The sequence below is a fragment of the Marivirga lumbricoides genome, assembly GCF_014636295.1.
GTDB classification, from domain to species: Bacteria; Bacteroidota; Bacteroidia; order Cytophagales; family Cyclobacteriaceae; genus Marivirga; species Marivirga lumbricoides.
Genome location: NZ_BMEC01000002.1, coordinates 348,317 through 366,353, shown reverse-complemented (window position 1 = coordinate 366,353; position 18,037 = coordinate 348,317). Strand labels below are relative to the sequence as shown.

Genomic DNA, 18,037 nt, shown 5'->3' with positions numbered 1-18,037 from the left:
CGTAGGAAATCAGTATGGTCAGGATATTATCTATATTTTTCATTATTCTATTTACCTTAACTTTCAAGGCTCGGTCTCAATGGACTATTGATTTGGAGACAGGGCTCGCTTTTCAATCTTATAATGATGTAAGGATTCCCAATCAAGGAGCTACCTTATTTGATTTTACCAAAGAATTTAACCCGGAAGGCCCTGTAATTCCTTTCCGTGCCAGGGTGGGTTATACAATTGCAGAGAAAAATCATATTATTTTGCTCTATGCTCCGCTTTCTATCGATTATGAAGGTACTCCTTCCAAAGATATCCGCTTTGCAGAAAATGTTTTGGAGCAAGGTGTGCCCACAAATGGCTATTATCAATTTAATAGCTACAGAATTACTTATCGCAGGGATTTCATAAGAAATGATAAATGGATTTGTGGTGCGGGATTTACTGCTAAAATCCGAGATGCCAGCGTGAGGCTTGCAAATAATGAAGGAATTAAAGGCAGAAAGGACAATACTGGATTTGTTCCTCTTTTGCATCTTTTTACCGAATATCAGTTTTCTGATTATAGTATTTATTTTGAAGGAGATGGCCTGGCTGGCGGTCCAGGAAGAGCTTTCGATCTTTTCCTGGGCGGAAGAGTACTGCTGACTGAAAAATTGTCAGGAAAAGTAGGCTATAGACTTCTGGAAGGAGGAGCAGATGTTGATGAAGTGTATAATTTCACTTTAGTGAACTATGGAATTGTAGGATTAATCATGCAATTCTGAATTTAAATCTGTAATATCAGGAATTATTTAATCATTTACCTTTACCTATCATGTTCAATCCATCAGTTAAAATTACGAAAACTGAAATCCTCTCTGATAACTGGTATACCCTGAAAAAAATATTTTATGACATTCAAAATAGCCAGGGAGAATGGGAAACTCAAACCCGTGAAGCCTATGACAGAGGCAATGGAGCCACCATTTTACTGTACAATGCCCAAACTAAAAAAATAATTCTCACCAGGCAGTTCAGGCTCCCCACTTTTATAAATGGTAATGAAACGGGCATGATGGTAGAAGCCTGTGCAGGTTTGCTGGATGAAAACAATGCTGAAGATGCCATCCGTAAGGAAACAGAGGAGGAAACCGGCTACAAAGTGAGCAATGTGAAAAAGATATTTCAGGCCTATATGTCCCCCGGATCAGTAACAGAGATCATCCATTTCTTTATTGCTGAATATGATAAAAGCATGAAAATAGGTGAGGGTGGAGGCCTGGATGAAGAGCAGGAAAATATTGAGGTGCTGGAATGGGACTTTGAACAAGCTTACAGCAAAATTGCTACTGGTGAAATCAATGATGGAAAAACCATTATGTTGCTGCAGTACGCGAAAATCAATAACTTACTCCATAATTGATGCTTAAGTTTATATTCCTGTAAATTAACTAAAACGGAATTTTTATGAAATACTTGAATTTAGTGTGGTTAATAGCATTCAGCATTATCAGTAATTTATCAAAGGCACAGGAATCTATTAAAACCGATCTATTGCAGAACATCCAGGGAAGAAATACTACTTCTCTCAATGGGATGTGGGAAATTATTGTGGATCCTTTGGAGAATGGCTATTATAATCACCGTTATAAAGCCAAACCTGATGGGTATTTTATCAACAAAAAGATGGAATCTCCTTCTGATCTGATAGAGTATGATTTTGATTCAGATTGGCAGATATCTGTTCCGGGCGATTGGAATACTCAATTTGATAAATTGTATTATTATGAGGGAACGGTCTGGTATAAGCGGGACTTTCATTTTAATGGAAACTCGGATGAGGCAGCTTACCTTTATTTTGAAGCTGTAAATTATGAAGCCACTGTGTATTTGAATGGCGAGAAATTAGGCACACATGTTGGCGGATATACTCCTTTTCAATTTGATGTGAGTGGAAAGCTAAAGGAAGGTGAAAATTTTGTTGTGGTTAAAGTGGATAATAAACGTAAGCGTGAAGCAGTTCCCACTATCAATACCGACTGGTGGAATTATGGAGGAATCACACGGTCTGTACATTTAATCACAGTTCCTAAAAAGCATATTTTCGATTATTCTATACAGCTTGCCAATAACAATCCTGACTTAATTGAAGGTTGGGTAACAGTTAAAAATGGCAAAGAAGGAGAAGAAGTAGCTATTTCTATCCCGGAATTAAAAAAATCAGTTACAGCAAAATTAACAGATGGAAAAGCTTCATTCAGTATCAAAGCCAAACCTGTTCTGTGGAGTCCATCGAACCCTAAATTATATGAAGTCAACTTAAGCCTTGGCAATGAAAGGATTACAGACCGGATTGGTTTCAGAACCATCAAAACGGAAGGCGCAAAAATTGTATTAAATGGCAAGCCTGTTTTCCTGAAAGGAATCAGTATTCATGAGGAAGCTCCTTTTAAAACAGGAAGGGTAGTGTCGGTAGAAGAGTGCAGGATTTTACTGACCTGGGCGAAGGAGTTGGGCTGTAATTTCATCAGGTTAGCACATTATCCTCACAATGAAGCAATGGTTAGGGAAGCAGAAAAGATGGGATTCCTCATCTGGTCTGAAATCCCGGTGTATTGGACAGTGCTGTTTGATAATGAAAGCACCTATGCTAATGCTGAAAATCAATTGAAAGAAATGATTTCCCGGGATAAAAACAGGGCAGCGGTTATTCTTTGGTCTGTAGCCAATGAAACACCTGAAGGAGAACCAAGGTTGAAATTCTTGACACAATTAGCCACAAAAGCAAGAGAACTGGACGATTCCAGGTTAATAACAGCTGCTTTAGATACGCAGGGCAGCAGAGAGGGAGCTAAATTCATTGAAGACCCTTTGGGTAAGGTGGTGGATGTAATTGGAATTAATAATTACTGTGGATGGTATGCTGGTGCACCCGGAGATTGTGCTGATATAAAGTGGGCCACTGACTATAATAAGCCAATGATTATGAGTGAGGTAGGAGGCGGGGCTTTGTATGGTTTGCATGGTGAGAAAAATGAGCGTTGGACGGAGGAATACCAGGCCGATGTATACAAAAACAACATTGAAATGATGAGAAATATCGATTTTCTTGCAGGTGCTTCTCCATGGATTTTGATGGATTTTCGCTCTGCCAGAAGGCATTTAAGAAGAATTCAGGGAGACTTTAATAGAAAAGGGCTCATTTCAGAACAAGGAATGAAAAAGCAGGCATTTTACATTTTGCAGGATTATTATCTGAATGAGAACAATTAGAGCTTAAATTAAAGTGAAAATTTTCTAATATTCTCTCACTGTCAAGGTTCGTGTCTCTCGAACCACACCCCATTTGAACCTTTGTTCAAATCTCACGAATTATCAATTTGAATCTTGCTATTGCCGCGGTTCAAGTCTCTCGAACATATCTACCATGGTTCGAGTCTCCCGAACCATATCCAATAGCCTCAATTTTACCATTCTTGTAATTTCATGCTTCAGCAATTAATTCATTTACTATATTTCCATAACTAATCATTAACAATTTACAGTATGGGTAAAATTAAACTACTAATCTTACTTTTCTCCCTGACAGCCTTGCATTACAATGCCAATGCTCAGGAAGAAGAGTCTAAACCTGACAGCACTAAAAAAGCCACTAAAGAGCTTCCGTTAGAGCCGGAACGCACTATTGAATTCTCTACCAAAGAAGGCACATGGTTATCATTGGATGTTAGCCCTGATGGCAGCACCATTATTTTCGATATGATGGGAGATTTGTATACCATCCCTGTATCAGGAGGAAAGGCTACCAAAATTACTGAAGGCCTGGCTTACGATATCCATCCACGCTACAGCCCTGATGGAAAATCTATAGTTTTTATTTCAGATAAAAGTGGCTCGGATAACATCTGGACGATGGATTTGGCTTCAGAGGAAATGAAGCAAATCACAGAAGATGATAACCAGAATTATTTTGCTGCTGATTGGAGTATTGACGGTAATTATATAGTGGGAGCCAAAGGCAGAAGAAATATAAAGCTACACATTTACCATAAAGATGGGGGAAGTGGCGCACAGCTCATTGATAAACCTGACAACTTAAAAGCCATCGATCCGGCATTCAGTTATGATGGAAAACTGATCTATTTCTCCAAAAGAAGCAGTGCCTGGAACTACAATGCACAGTTTCCGCAGTATCAAATTGGTACTTATGATATGGTAGATGGAGATATGGCCACTATCACCACCCGGTATGGATCTGCATTTACACCAACACCATCACCTGACGGCAAATATTTAGTCTACGGTACACGTTTCGAAACGGAAACAGGACTTGTACTGAGAAACTTAATCACCGGAGATGAAGAATGGCTGGCATACCCTGTTCAGCGGGACGATCAGGAATCTATCGCGCCATTGGGCGTGTATCCTGCCATGTCATTTACACCGGATAGCAAACACCTGATTGCCAGTTACGGAGGGAAAATCTATAAAATTGATGTAGCCGCCAAATCAGCTAAAGAAATTCCTTTCGAAGTGGATTTAAAATTAGAGTTGGGACCTCGATTGAAGTTTAAGTACCCTATAAAAGATGAGAAAGAAGCTTTTGTAACCCAGATCAGAGATGCAGTACCTTCACCCGATGGTAAAAAATTAGCTTTTACATCTTTAAACAGATTGTACGTAATGGATTTGCCAAACGGCAAACCTGTCAGAATCACTAAAAATAATTTTACAGAGGCCATGCCTGCCTGGTCTCCGGACGGAATACAGATTGTTTTTGCCACATGGGAAGAAAAAGAAGGAGGACACCTTTACAAAGTAAATGCCAGCGGTAAAGGAAAGATCACAAAATTAACCACTGATCCAGCGCTTTACATCGATCCGGAATGGTCTTACACTCAGAACAGAATTGTGTTTAACAGAGGTGCCAACCAGGTGTACAAAGATGCTATCGATCCATTTGGCTCATTAATGATGGAAGATTTGGCCTGGATTTCTGCTGATGGCGGAAAAGTTACACTTATTGATAAGGCAAAAGGTAGAAATACACCACATTTCACCAAAAATGAAGATAGAATTTATTTGAATGGAAAAGATGGTTTGATTTCTATCCGATGGGACGGAACAGATGAAAAAGAGCACTTGGAATTAACCGGAATTACTACTTTCGGTTCTTCAGTGGACATGATTCATGCGCATGATGGCAGCCATAATTTATTACCGGATGCAGAGAATGCATGGAGGGAAAACAACAAAGCTTCAACACCATCGGAAATCAGAATTTCACCGGATGGAATGCAGGCATTGGCTAAAATCAACAATGATGTTTATGCTGTCACCATTCCTAAATACGGACAAACGCCTAAAATATCAGTGTCAAACCCTGAGAAAGCAGCTTTCCCGGCTATGAAGCTTACGGTAATGGGAGGTGAATTTCCTGCATGGTCTTCCGACAGCAAAAATATTCACTGGTCGTTAGGAGCAAGCCATTTTATTTACAATCTCCCGGAAGGAAAAGCTTATGCTGACAGCGTTGCAGCTGCTAAGAAAGCGGAAGCTGAAAAGAAAAAGGAGGAGAAGAAGGATAGTACAGAAGTTGAAAAAGAGGAGAAGAAGGAAGGTAAAGAAAAGGAAGAAGATAAAGGGTATACCGCCAAAGAGCTAAAAATAAAAGTAGCTTATACCAAAGATATTCCTGAAGGAACCATCTTACTAAAAGGTGCACGCATCATTACTATGACGGATGCTGGAGTAATTGAAAAAGGAGATATTCTGATTGAAAATAGCAGGATTGTTGCAGTAGGAGAGAGTGGCTCGTTGGATGTTCCGAAAGGGGCTAAAACAATAGATGCGACCGGTAAAACCATTACTCCGGGTTTTGTTGATACCCATGCGCACATGTGGCCCAACTGGGGCATCCATAAAAATCAGGTATGGATTTATTCTGCTAATTTAGCTTACGGAGTAACTACCACACGTGATCCGCAGACTTCCACTACCGATGTGCTTACCTATTCCGACATGGTGGAAGCAGGTATGATCCATGGGCCTAGAGTGTACAGCACCGGGCCTGGAGTAGGTTATTGGATGTACAAAATCAAATCATTGGAGCATGCTAAAGAAGTATTGAAGCAGTACAGTGAGTATTACAACACCAAAAGCATCAAAATGTATTTGGTGGGAAATCGTCAGCAGCGCCAGTGGATTATCATGGCTGCCAAAGAATTGGAATTAATGCCAACTACCGAAGGTGGTCTTGATTACAAGTTAAACATGACACAGCTTTTAGATGGCTATCCCGGCCATGAGCATGCATTGCCAATTAACCCGATTTACAACGATGCCATTCAAACTATTGCTGAATCTAAAATGGCAGTTACACCTACTTTGCTGGTTTCTTACGGAGGGCCATGGGCAGAGGAGTTTTACTATGCAACGGAAGATGTGTACCACGATAAAAAACTGCAATATTTTACACCTTACGAGGAACTGGCACAGAAATCACGAAGAAGAAGTGCCTGGTTTATGGAAGAGGAGCATGTTTTCCAGAAGCATGCAGAAACTATGAAAAAACTTGTTGAGGCGGATGGGCTTGCCGGAATCGGAAGTCATGGACAGCTGCAAGGACTAGGCTATCACTGGGAGCTGTGGTCTATGGCTAGCGGGGGGATGGAAAGAATGGATGTACTTAAAGTGGCTACCATTTTAGGGGCTGAAGCTTTAGGCCTGGAAGGTGATTTAGGGAGTATAGAAACAGGTAAGCTGGCAGATTTATTGATCATGGAGAAAAATCCGCTGGAGAACATCAGAAATTCTAATACATTAAGCCACGTGATCAAAAACGGAAGAGTGTATGATGCCAATACTTTAGATGAAGTAGCTCCTGATGCTAAAAAAGCAGAAGCTTTCGAATGGCAAACTAAAAGGCCAGAGGCTGTTCCCGGAATGAAGAAATAAGTTTTATTACAAGCTATATTAGAAAGTCTGCTTCGAAAGGGGCAGACTTTTTTTATGCCCATGTGGGGTATTCATCTACTACGGATCAGTGATATACTCTCTATCGTCTTTTTAAACTTTCTTATTTTAAGCAAAAAAATAAATATTTATATCCAATATTAGGATATCACTATCTTTGAGATATATTTGTAACTAATATTTATGAATAATTAACCATATATTCCGGGGTCTATAACAATGAAAAAAATAGCAATTATTTTAGGCGTTATCTTGGTTTCTTTAGAATTAAATGCTCAAACTGGTAATTATTTTGATCCTGAAGAGAGACCAAAATTTTATTTAGGCATTGGAACTGGTATGAATAGTTATACCGGACTGGCAGGAATTTCAGCAAATTACATAATCGATAATAAGTTGTTTGCTCAGGCAGGTCTTGGTTTAAGTACCTGGGGTTTTAGAAGTTCTATTGGGCTTCGTTATGACCAGTCTTACAATAATGGCTTGACCTTTGGCATAAACTATATTCATTCATCAGGGATTCCTGAAATAGATTTAGAGCTTGAAGATAACAGTGGATCTACAAGAGAAGTTAATATGCTATTTGAAAGTGTTGGTGCCATTAATTTAAAAACTGGTTATAATTGGTGGATTGGGAAATACACTATCTTCAACATGAAAGTTGGGTATTCTATTCCTTTTAAAAGTAGTCCTTGGGTAGTGAATGATGGCACTAATTTGTCACCTATCTCAGAGGAAGTGCTGAGGATATTAGCTCCGGGAGGTATCATTTTTGAACTTGGGTTCTCTTTTGGACTTTGAGGGTCAGATCTAAAAGTCTATGTTTTTAATGTGCAGGTGTATCCCAATGCAAAGAAGAACTTTAATTTCATCATACTAGATTTACTCATTTTCATCTAATCATTTAAGCTTAGCCTTCTACATCTACATCGAAGGCACCATTCAATATTCTTCCATTTCGCTTCATTTGTACGTAGATTCTATACTTACCTTCAGTCGGAAAAGTATAAGGAAACCGGACTACCGCATGATCTGGATGGTCAGGGTCATCAATACTAGGGTGGTCCATTCCTACCAACAAAATGCTATCGCGTTGAGCAGCCGGCAACGCATTTAAAGAGGCAATTGCACGGTCAACACTATCCCGAAAGTCAATGGGTTTTAATAGTGAATCCCAATTTATCTGGCCACTTCCGCTGCTTAACCGGGCCTCCATGGTTTCTTGTGAAGCCATAGAATAAGAACCGACAGGGTGAAGATGGATATAAACGCCTCCATCTTCTTTAAATACTACAGCATGCCCCATCATTCCCAAATATGGATCTAAAGTAGCAGGCTTTCCAGTTTCATCCTGCACAGCCAGGGTAAGATGGTATAAGTTATCTTTAGTAAACTTACCCTCTTTAGGGAGTTCCAGGGTTACAAATGATCCATCAGGCAATACAGTTCTCTTTCCGGGACTACCACAAACTACTATATCGCCACCTGGCATTAGTGCTTGCTCAGTACTGCTTATAATAGGATCTGTTATGTAATAAGTATCATCAGTATCCATTAACAGGGAATCGTTCCAATTTTGAGTGAGAGAAGATGGAGGCTCAGCAATCATCAATGTATCAGCAATGGTTTCGGAAAATCCACTAAGCCGGGAAACATCCGTAAAAACATAATATTCTCCTGCCGGCAGAGGTGGGATAATGGTTTCAAAATGAGCAGAATCTAATCTTTGAGGATGCAGATGTGCAAAAACATCCAATTGGCCTGCTCTTACCAGAAACATGTGCATGATTTTTCCATGATCCGGAATCAAATAATTTAAGCTTCGGGTAAGATAAAGCGACTCCAGTTGGGTAGAATCGACCAAAAACTGTAAAACCTGTTTATTGTCTTTTTCATAAACGGAGGAAGTAGCAGTAAATGGTTTGTACATAAATCGCTGGTAATCTTTTTCCCAACTGTTCCACCAGGTACTGCCACCCCATAATAATAAAGCTAGAACAGCAAATCCTATGGTAGCCCCAAGCCATCTTTTCCTTTTTATTTTCCCTGAAGTGGGCTGACCGGGTTTCAGCAAAGTATCGCCACTGCTTAAACCTATAATGGTAATCATCAGAATTACCAGAAATAAACCTAAGCTAGCTAATGACCAGCCTAAAGAAGCTTCCATTGTTTTCTTAGCAGTGGAAACGGCCATTACTGGCAGTAGAATTTTACCATCTCCTTTATCTCCGTTTACCTCAATTTCCAGGCTTGCACTACCGGGGCTCATGAGCCAAATCTCGCCCTTATAGTGGCCGGTTTCACCGGGTACAGGTAAGGCTTTGTCTGCCCGGGGTGTACCCTCAGCACCTGCAAACCAGTAAACAGGTTTAAGTTTTACTTCTTGAATGGTATTATCAGTCACATAAACATCAACGGTGGCGGTGCCGGGTATTACATCCGGTGAGTTAACGACTACAGTAAGTGAATAGGGACCTGCTTCACCTTCCAATGTAATTCCCGGGCTGCCAATATGCCCTTGGAAGAGTATAGCAAATAAGATAATTGCGAAATTGAATAATATTTTTTTCATGTTATTGAGTAGCACGTTAAGAATTACCGCATGATATTTTGCATCCATTTGCCCCACCTGATAGACAGTCGGGAAACTAAAAATCCAACTCCTAATGCGATTGAAAGACCTTTTACTAATTCTAAGCCAGAGGTAACCATCCAATCCGCATAGGCATAGCGGAATTCCCAGGTGGGATCAGACCCGAAATACCAGCTTTCGGTGCCAAATATCCAATTTCGTGCAGCGTCAGACATTAAAAAATTACCAAAAGGCCATTGAAAAGCAAGAAAGACAGTCAGGAAAACAACGGCATAGAAAAGTGATAATAACCATGAATTTTTGTGTCCTAATTTTTGAGTAATAAGATCTATCCCGATGGCTGGAAAGATGATTAAAAGAGGAAATTCGAAAGCCTGAAAATGCGTAATAGGATTTAAAACCGGACCTAAAAGCGGCTCTGCCTCAAATAAAGGAAGAATCCACACCATCAGTATCAGGAAGATGGTATAAACCAAAGCGGCAAAGGTAGCTCCCCATCGGTTTGGTGCTGAGCGGGAAGCAGCCACTAATAACAGCGGAAATAACAAACTGGATACAATGTAGAATGTACTGCTATGCATATCGTGCCTGTTCAGGTATTGAGATGCAATAGTAAATAGCATAGTAAGCACAAACCCTGAGGCAAGCGCAAAATGAAGAGATAATTCCTTCTTCAGTCCCTCATCCTGAATGTTTTTTACTTTCATCCTATTCTTTACTGCCAGCACAGTAATCATTGCTCCGAATTGTATAGTAATCATGCCTAAAAGCAAAACAGTGTGTGGAGGGGATAAAATTGTCACATCCAATCCGTAGGTATTATGCCACCAATCATCAAAAGGAGCAGAGGTAAGCATAGCTATGGCACCCCAAATGCAGAATAAGGCACCCAGAGATCCATAGAAAATTCCCCAAAACTTATTGCTTTCCTCTTTTTCCTGTTTCGAGCCGAAAAAAGAAATTTTCAGCACCTTGATACCTGAAAATATGCCTGCTAAAATACCTCCAAAATAGATGGCAATGTGCGGGGGAGAAAGAAGACCATCCCTGCCAATACTGGTATGCCAGCTAATATCCCAGACTAAACCCACCATAATGCTAATGGAGGCAAGCACAGTGGCATATAGGTACAATGGGATAGTAACAGCCCTTTTGCTGATGGCTGTTGGTTGAACAAATTCCTTCTTTAAATTAAGTGTTTCCATGATAGAGAAAATAGCTGAGATGAATTTAATACTATTTTTCTAATTTACATTCATGCATATTATTATGCTTTGGATATGAGCAGGTTAAAGGTTCTTTGAATAAAATTAAATGTTAAATCCTATTTTAAATTTTACTAATTAATCAAAAGAATAGAAAAATAAATTAACTTTGAAATACAAAGTACTTTTTATAAATTTGTATTCTTAATTAAAATATCATGCTAAAATTCAACAAATACTACTTTCTTTTAACTGTCATTCTATTTATTACTGAAGTACTCATAGCACTTTATGTCCATGATAATTTTGTGCGACCTTACCTGGGCGATGTGTTGGTGGTGATTCTCATCTATACCTTTATCAAGTCATTCCTGGATCTTGCTGTTTTGCCAGTTGCTTTATTTGTACTTGCTCTTTCCTTTACCATAGAAATGCTGCAGTTTTTCAAAATTGTAGAACTGCTGGGGCTGGGGGATTCACGCATTGCCAGAATAGTCATTGGAACTTCTTTTGCCTGGATTGATTTAGTAGCATATACAGCAGGAATTGTTATTTTGCTGTTGGTGGAAAAGTACGGATTAGGGAAAAAACTGTCCTTCACTACAGCGAATGCCCCTGTTTAAAAAGTCTGTAAAATTTGATAAAGATATATGAGTACTGAATATTTTGTTGATCAAAACTCTATAGTCCGGAAGATCTGGGGAAAGAGTGATATCATATTATTCATATTTGCAGGTGCCTCAGCAGAGTTTGCACTGAATAAAGCAGTAGATTGGCTATATTTTACGGGAAGGCTTCCGGCTGACCCGATGGGAAGGTTATTTTCCACTGTTACGTATGCCCGGTCAATCGTTTTTTCTGAGAAGCAGGCAGCTTTGAAAACCATTGATGTTATGTCTGCCATACACGCCAAAGTGGAGGCAAATCGAGGTGCTTCCATTCCTGACTGGGCCTATAGAGATGTACTTTTTATGCTCATTGATTATTCCATCAGGGCATTTGAGGTATTGGAGAGGAAGATGAATAGTGGGGAGAAAAATGAAGTATTTCGTGTATTCAACAGGGTAGGGGAGAGAATGGGATTAAAAGGCTTGCCTACTAACTTTGAAGCATGGCAGCAGATGCGCCATGAACACTTGAAAGAGAATTTACACTACAGTAAGTATACTGCTGATTTATTCAGGCAATACAGAAAGCACGTGGGTATAATTCGGTACAGTATATTGCTGGAAGCACAAACATTAGTAGTGCCTGAGAGGGTAAATTATTTGCTCGGTTTCCGCAAGTTTTCTCTTTTGCAACCAGTGGTGGGTATGTATAAATTAAGTAGGCTAGTGAAAGCTGATGCAGTGTTAAGAGCAGCTATCCTTCCCCCTAAGTACAAAAAGGAAATTGAAGCCCTGGATGCTTGAGGAGTAATGTCATTCCTGCGTGACTTATGCTGATCATTAATCGTGAAATCATCTCTAATATCAAATAACAATGCTTTCGCATCGTTTAAAAGATTCCCGATAGCTTTCTCCGCTGCACTTCGAAACCTTCGGGAATGACGGTATCTGAAAGTATTGTTGTTGGATGCTATCAAAAGTGTAATCTGAAATTATAGGATATTAAATGATACTCGTAATGAAAAATAGAATTAGAACGTCATTCCCTTGCAGAAGGGAATCTGTTGATTTAAACCGCAGGTTTAAATAACTCTTATCTTCTAGCATAGTTAACAATGCTTTCGCATCGTTTAAAAGATTCCCGATAGCTTTCTTCGCTACTCTTCGAAACCTTCGGGAATGACTGTTCCGGGACAGATTTTGCGTTTGGTTTTTCTTTGATTATTTTTCTAAATATATTAAGGTTTTGATATTTCCAACGTTCTTTAAAGCTATTATATTGAAGGCCTATGGGAGCAAAAGGTGGATATGTTTATATAGTAAGTAACGTAACAAGAAGTACACTCTATATTGGTATAACTTCCAATTTAGCTGAAAGGAGCTACCAACATAAGTTTGAGGAGGGTTCGGAGTTTACTAAAAAGTATCATTGCTCTGATCTGATTTATTATGAGTTTTTTGAGTCCATTGAAGAAGCGATTGAAAGAGAGAAGGTATTAAAGAAGTGGAATCGTCAGTGGAAGATAGATTTAATCCGTGAGCAAAATCCGCTTTTCAAAGACTTGTATGATGAAGTTGCCGAAATGAAGTAGAAGTATGATGTAAACATAAAGTGTTATTAGAACGTTCCCGCTTAAATTGCGGGACAGGCTATTCCCTTGCAGAAGGGAATCTGTTGATTTAAACCGCAGGTTTGAATACCACCAGTCTGCTAGTTTTTGATAACAAAGCTTTCGCATTGTTGAAAAGATTCCTGATATTTTACTCGTGCCTCGCAAAATTCTGGAATGACGAAGATGGTTGAGATTTCGAGTGTTAATGGCTGCTTGACTAGCATGTGAAAAGAACTTACTTTTTTTAAGTTAAATGCACAATAGCATTAGCACTTTCCTGCTTTAATTGCGGGGCAGGCTATTCCCTTGCAGAAGGGAATCTGTTGATTTAAACCACAGGTTTGAATATCTTTAATCTTCTAGCATAGTTAACAATGCTTTCGCATCGTTTAAAAGATTCCTGATATTTTCCTCGTGCCTCATAAAACTCTGGCCTGGCAGCCCTTTGGCATTCATTGCAACCAGATTCGTTTAACTTAATAAAACACTCCCCCTTTCCTTCAAAGGGGGCTGGGGGGATTACCGCGATTATAAAACCTATTGGTAAAAATGAAAACCATCTCTCCTCTTATAAGTTAAACTATAGGAAATATTGTCAACTCTGCTGCAAAGAAAATGTCATCTCATTCACTGCAGTAGAAAAAATCTAAGATTGGAGAAAAGTAAAATCACAAAAATATTCGGGACAGACAAAAGGGTAGTAGTGTTAGGTATTGCAAGAATGGCTGATGCCATGGGCAATTCTTTTCTGATTGTAGTACTACCCTTATACATTGCAAGCAAAAGTGTGAGTGGTGACTTTTTCGGATTGACTGAAACTCTGGTGACTGGTCTTTTGCTGGGTCTTTTCGGTTTAATCACCAGTGTTTCTCAGCCTTTCACAGGCGGGTTGTCTGATAAATTAGGCAAGCGGAAGCTGTTTGTATTACTCGGCCTGGTTATTTTTACCTTAGCCAATTTTTCCTATTCTTTGGCTCACAGCTACACCTTACTCATGGTCATTCGCACTGCGCAAGGGCTGGCCGCTGCTTTTACCATTACAGCCAGCCTGGCACTGGTAAGTGAAGTAAGTACAAATAAGACCAGAGGTAACAACATGGGCATATACAACACCTTCCGGTTAATTGGCTTTGGAATTGGCCCTCTAGCCAGTGGCGTTCTTGTTGAAAACGGACCTTATCATATACCTTTATTTGGTGAGATTGACGGATTTGTCGCCTCATTCTGTTTGGCCTCATTGGCAGCTTTAGTGAGTGCTTTACTGGTAGCCTTCCTGGTAACTGACCCTGAAGAAACAAAGCCCAGCAAAAGAAAAATGAAGATTCGTGTGAAGGCTAAAGAAGAAGGAAAGCTTTTAGATCCTATTTTTGCACTAGCACTTGCCACTTTGGTAATGAGTTTTGGGTTTTCACTGCTGGCGCCTATTGAGGCAGAAACCAACCAAAGATTATCTCAAGGCGCCTTTAAGTTTTCTCTGGAGTTTAGTGCGTTGATAGCCGCCCTGGCTATTAGTCAGCCTATCATTGGGAAAGCAAGCGACCGGTTTGGAAGAAGGATATTTATCGTTATTGGCTTAATAGGACTGGTGCCTATCGTTTTTTCAGAAGGATTAGTGACTGAACCCTGGCAATTGATAACAGCACGTGCTATGCAGGGTATTTGCGCAGCAATGGTTTTTGCACCTGCCCTGGCACTGGCTGGCGACTTAGCAGAAGAGGGACGCACCGGCTCCCAGCTGTCGGTGGTAACCATGGCCTTCGGACTGGGTATTTCTTTGGGATCGTTTGTTTCAGGCTATGCAGTAAGGTTTGGCTATGTTGTTCCTTTTATTGCCGGGGCAGTGATGGCTGCACTAGGTGTTTTAGTGGTAGTAACCCAGGTGCCCAAAAACGTGGAGGTGTTGGAGTAGTGATACCTTTACAGAGCTCACCCAGTCGAATGAGCCTGCTTTTTTTTAAGGAGATTTATTGTGTAAAGAATGACATTACGAGAATAGAATTTTATAGATGATTTTCAATATTCCCTTCTCTTGAGAAAAGAGAAGGGCGGATCTCTGAAAGAGATTCGGAACGGGTTTAAGCTCACGGCAAAAATGGCTAACCTATGTTGGAAATTTATTGAAACTGATCACTCCCCCTTTTTTTCAAAGGGGGCAGGGGGTATTCATTAGATAAATCCCTCTTTCAACCCTTTCCCTCATTTTCCCAAAAAATACTACCTACTTATAGATATTTTGCTGTGCTATCGATGAATAGTTAGGATTTAAAGAAAGAAGAAACTATGTTCGATACTTTAAATGTAGTAACCGAAAGCAAGCTGATTGTAAATGTTTGTAAGTAATTACATTTATTTGTTGTCGGTTAAAACTATAAAAGATATAATGAAAACTTTTATGTTATCACCGAATGTTGTGCACAAGCTGAAAAGAAACCGATCACGTTGATAAGAGCAGTTAAAAATATTGTAATTCCGATGCTCACTTTATTAGTCTCATGTCTATCAACCTCGAACAATCAAGGGATTGGTGAGGACATGTCTACAGAGACTACAACCGAACAAATCAAACAGAAAAAGTACAATTGGCCAGAGCCAGAGGATTATACCCCGCTTTCTTTCATAGAAGAAGTTAGAATTAGAGATGGGGAACACGGAGATACATTATTTAGAGTACTTACAATGATCGACAAATTTTCCAACGACTGGGTCAAAAGAAATGACATTGATACTTTGATGAATTTAATTCAATCAACCGAAAAATGTGCTTGCTTTCTAAATCCTCTTTCCTCTTATATACCAATTGACGATTACGCAGAGATTGGCGGGTTTGCAAGACTTTTCATTCAATCCTACAAGGAAAACCAGCCTATAGATTTAGGGCTCTACCTTTGTCCAAAGGTGGACAAATTAAAAAATGAAGAACTAACCCAATGGTGGAGAAAGTAAAAATAAAAAAAGCCTGTACATAGCAAAGTATATAATAAATACGAATGAAAAATAAAATACTTATAGGTTGGCTAGCTTCCTTACTGCTGCTCTTTTCTTGTGATGAGAAGAATCCAGAAGTAGTACCTATTTTTGAAACGTCTCAATTGGAAGCTCCACCACTGAGTTATACCTACTTCAATGCTGAAATTGATGAAGTGCAAGAAAATCAAATTATTGACTTAATTGAAGATCATGGTTTTGTATGGTCCACTTCTCCAGATAATTCTCTCGATAACCCTAATTCCGAAATAATAAGAATAGGTGTTAAGAAGCCTAACTATGCCTTTTCTTCCTTCGTCAAGAATTTAATCGGAAATACAACTTATTATGTAAAGGCCTTCATTCAGATGAATAATCAAGTGTACTATGCAAATGAAATATCATTTACTACAAAGCCAGGCACTTGGAAAAAATTAAAGGATTTTCCAGGAGACCCCTTGGTAAATGCCACTGGTTTTTCAATTAATGGCAAAGGATATATTGTGAAGGAAAGTCAAGTGTGGGAATACATTCCTTCTACTGATACTTGGGAGAGAAAAAATGATGCGCCCTTTTACGCTCCGGCTCCTACAAGTTTCGTGAAAGGAGGGGAAGCCTATGTATTTTGTACAGACTTGTGGCATTATCAAGCAGAACTAGATGAATGGGAATTAATAGAGCATGCTAACACTAATAAATCTTCAAGGGTTTGGGGCTGCGATGGCATGGCTTCCTTTGTTGTTGGAGAGAAGGTGTATTTTGCTGGTGGAGAAAGAAGACTGAATCAACTCTTAATTGAATTTGATTTTGAGACGATGAAATGGAGTTACCCTTCAAAGCAACATGTATTTAATAGAGCCTATGCTTCCGGATTTTCTTTAGGTAGTTCTGGATTTATTGTCGGAGGCGATATTAGTGGAAATGATGACCTGGGTATTGTAAAATACAATACCGATGAGCAGTCTTTTAGCTATTGGGGAAAGCTGGTTAATGATCGAGGATATGGATGCGACAGACAAGAGATGATATGTTTTCAAATCAGTGATAGAGTTTTTATTGGCTTGGGATATGGTGAATTTGTACTTGCTCCTGGCATTGATGTAAAAAGTCAATTTGACTTCTACGAGTATAAGCCTGATGAAGGAGTATGGATTCCACAAACATACCCTGTTTTTGTAGATGAAAATAACGATATAAATTTTCTGGGAAGAAGCGGTGGCGTTTCATTTGTTATTGAAGGAAGAGCATTTATGGGTTTAGGTGAAAATAGATCCTACAATAATGATACTAATCGATATCAGGACTTTTGGGAGTTTATACCTAATTAAAAGGTTACAACATTTTCTAAAATGAATTTGGTGATAATAGCCTTTTTTGTAAGAATTGCGAATCAAAAACTTCAGTGCTCTTTGCAGCAGGAGAGTGCATACTCTTTTTATTTGAGCGTTGTAGCTTATGCTCAATAAAGCTTAGAAAACTACTTTATAAGCTATCGGAGACAAAAAATATAAAAGACGATGAAACATTTAACACTGATTTTTGCAATATCATTATTTCTGATATCAAACTATGGATTTGGGCAAGATGATCAGGGTGAAAATTATATTAAAAGTAGTCTACCTCAATGGCTTTTTGAAAACAATATATTGAATGGACTAATTTTAAATCAGGGCTACAAAATTGATAACAGGCTCAATCCCCTTAATCTGCAAGCTGATTTTAATGGGGATGGAAAACTAGATATTGCTGTTCCAATTATGGAAATCAAAACGGGAAAAGTTGGATTTGCAATAATCCACAGAAAGAGCAATGAAGTACATATTCTGGGGGCAGGGACTAAAGTTAAAAACGGAGTCTCTGATGACATGAGCTATATTGACCTTTGGAAGGTTAATGTTGAGAAAGTCAATGAAGCGGGACTTGGAGAAAATACGGGGACAGGAGAAAAGGGAGAGCTTATTCTAGAAAATCCGTCATTACAAATTGAAAAATCAGAAGTGGGTGGAGGCCAAATTTATTGGGATGGGAACGAATATGCTTATTTTCATCAGACTTGTTAAGGTATTGGATTCGTGAAACAAAAATTTCAAATAATATTTATTCTATTCT

Annotated in this window: 14 protein-coding genes; 12 read left to right on the top strand and 2 right to left on the bottom strand. The window is 39.1% G+C overall.

From position 1 onward, the window contains the following. Window positions 1–14 precede the first annotated feature (14 nt). The 5 genes from IEV85_RS04240 (at window position 15) to IEV85_RS04220 (ending at window position 7,746) form a co-directional block, all read left to right on the top strand. A complete protein-coding gene (locus IEV85_RS04240) occupies window positions 15–755 on the top strand; it encodes a hypothetical protein (RefSeq protein ID WP_188460553.1) in 741 nt (246 codons plus the stop codon). 50 nt (window positions 756–805) lie between these two features. Continuing rightward, the gene (nudK, locus tag IEV85_RS04235; RefSeq protein WP_188460552.1) at window positions 806–1,393 is read left to right on the top strand and encodes a GDP-mannose pyrophosphatase NudK; all 588 of its coding nucleotides are present in this window, start codon (window positions 806–808) and stop codon (window positions 1,391–1,393) included. A 44-nt stretch (window positions 1,394–1,437) separates the two neighbouring features. Then, window positions 1,438–3,243 carry a glycoside hydrolase family 2 protein gene (locus IEV85_RS04230; RefSeq protein ID WP_188460551.1) on the top strand — a complete coding sequence of 602 codons (1,806 nt, stop codon included), beginning with the start codon at window positions 1,438–1,440 and terminating at the stop codon, window positions 3,241–3,243. A 273-nt stretch (window positions 3,244–3,516) separates the two neighbouring features. Further along, window positions 3,517–6,927, top strand: a complete 3,411-nt coding sequence (locus tag IEV85_RS04225) for an amidohydrolase family protein (protein ID WP_188460550.1) — start codon at window positions 3,517–3,519, stop codon at window positions 6,925–6,927. Between the two features lie 237 nt (window positions 6,928–7,164). Further along, window positions 7,165–7,746, top strand: coding sequence for a hypothetical protein (locus tag IEV85_RS04220; RefSeq protein WP_188460549.1), 582 nt, complete (start codon window positions 7,165–7,167; stop codon window positions 7,744–7,746). A gap of 109 nt (window positions 7,747–7,855) precedes the next feature. Here IEV85_RS04220 and IEV85_RS04215 read toward each other — a convergent pair whose 3' ends face one another. Together IEV85_RS04215 and IEV85_RS04210 are read right to left on the bottom strand one after the other, a co-directional pair. Then, on the bottom strand, window positions 7,856–9,517 hold the full coding sequence (locus tag IEV85_RS04215; RefSeq protein WP_188460548.1) for a hypothetical protein: 1,662 nt from the start codon (window positions 9,515–9,517) through the stop codon (window positions 7,856–7,858). Window positions 9,518–9,540: 23 nt separating this feature from the next. Next, window positions 9,541–10,743, bottom strand: a complete 1,203-nt coding sequence (locus tag IEV85_RS04210; protein ID WP_188460547.1) for a hypothetical protein — start codon at window positions 10,741–10,743, stop codon at window positions 9,541–9,543. 218 nt (window positions 10,744–10,961) lie between these two features. Here IEV85_RS04210 and IEV85_RS04205 point away from each other — a divergent pair, with 218 nt between their 5' ends. The 7 genes from IEV85_RS04205 to IEV85_RS04175 all read left to right on the top strand — a co-directional run bounded on the left by IEV85_RS04205 (window position 10,962) and on the right by IEV85_RS04175 (window position 17,988). Then, on the top strand, window positions 10,962–11,366 hold the full coding sequence (locus IEV85_RS04205) for a ribosomal maturation YjgA family protein (protein ID WP_188460546.1): 405 nt from the start codon (window positions 10,962–10,964) through the stop codon (window positions 11,364–11,366). A 27-nt stretch (window positions 11,367–11,393) separates the two neighbouring features. Further along, on the top strand, window positions 11,394–12,155 hold the full coding sequence (locus tag IEV85_RS04200; protein WP_188460545.1) for an oxygenase MpaB family protein: 762 nt from the start codon (window positions 11,394–11,396) through the stop codon (window positions 12,153–12,155). Window positions 12,156–12,640: 485 nt separating this feature from the next. Next, entirely contained in the window at window positions 12,641–12,943 is a 303-nt protein-coding gene (locus IEV85_RS04195; protein ID WP_188460544.1) for a GIY-YIG nuclease family protein, read from the top strand. Window positions 12,944–13,616: 673 nt separating this feature from the next. After that, a complete protein-coding gene (locus tag IEV85_RS04190) occupies window positions 13,617–14,873 on the top strand; it encodes an MFS transporter (RefSeq protein ID WP_229712500.1) in 1,257 nt (418 codons plus the stop codon). A 623-nt stretch (window positions 14,874–15,496) separates the two neighbouring features. After that, entirely contained in the window at window positions 15,497–15,907 is a 411-nt protein-coding gene (locus IEV85_RS04185) for a hypothetical protein (RefSeq protein WP_188460543.1), read from the top strand. A 44-nt stretch (window positions 15,908–15,951) separates the two neighbouring features. Beyond that, window positions 15,952–17,256, top strand: a complete 1,305-nt coding sequence (locus IEV85_RS04180) for a Kelch repeat-containing protein (protein ID WP_188460542.1) — start codon at window positions 15,952–15,954, stop codon at window positions 17,254–17,256. A 189-nt stretch (window positions 17,257–17,445) separates the two neighbouring features. Further along, complete coding sequence (locus IEV85_RS04175; protein WP_188460541.1) at window positions 17,446–17,988, top strand: hypothetical protein; 543 nt, start codon at window positions 17,446–17,448, stop codon at window positions 17,986–17,988. Window positions 17,989–18,037 lie beyond the last annotated feature (49 nt).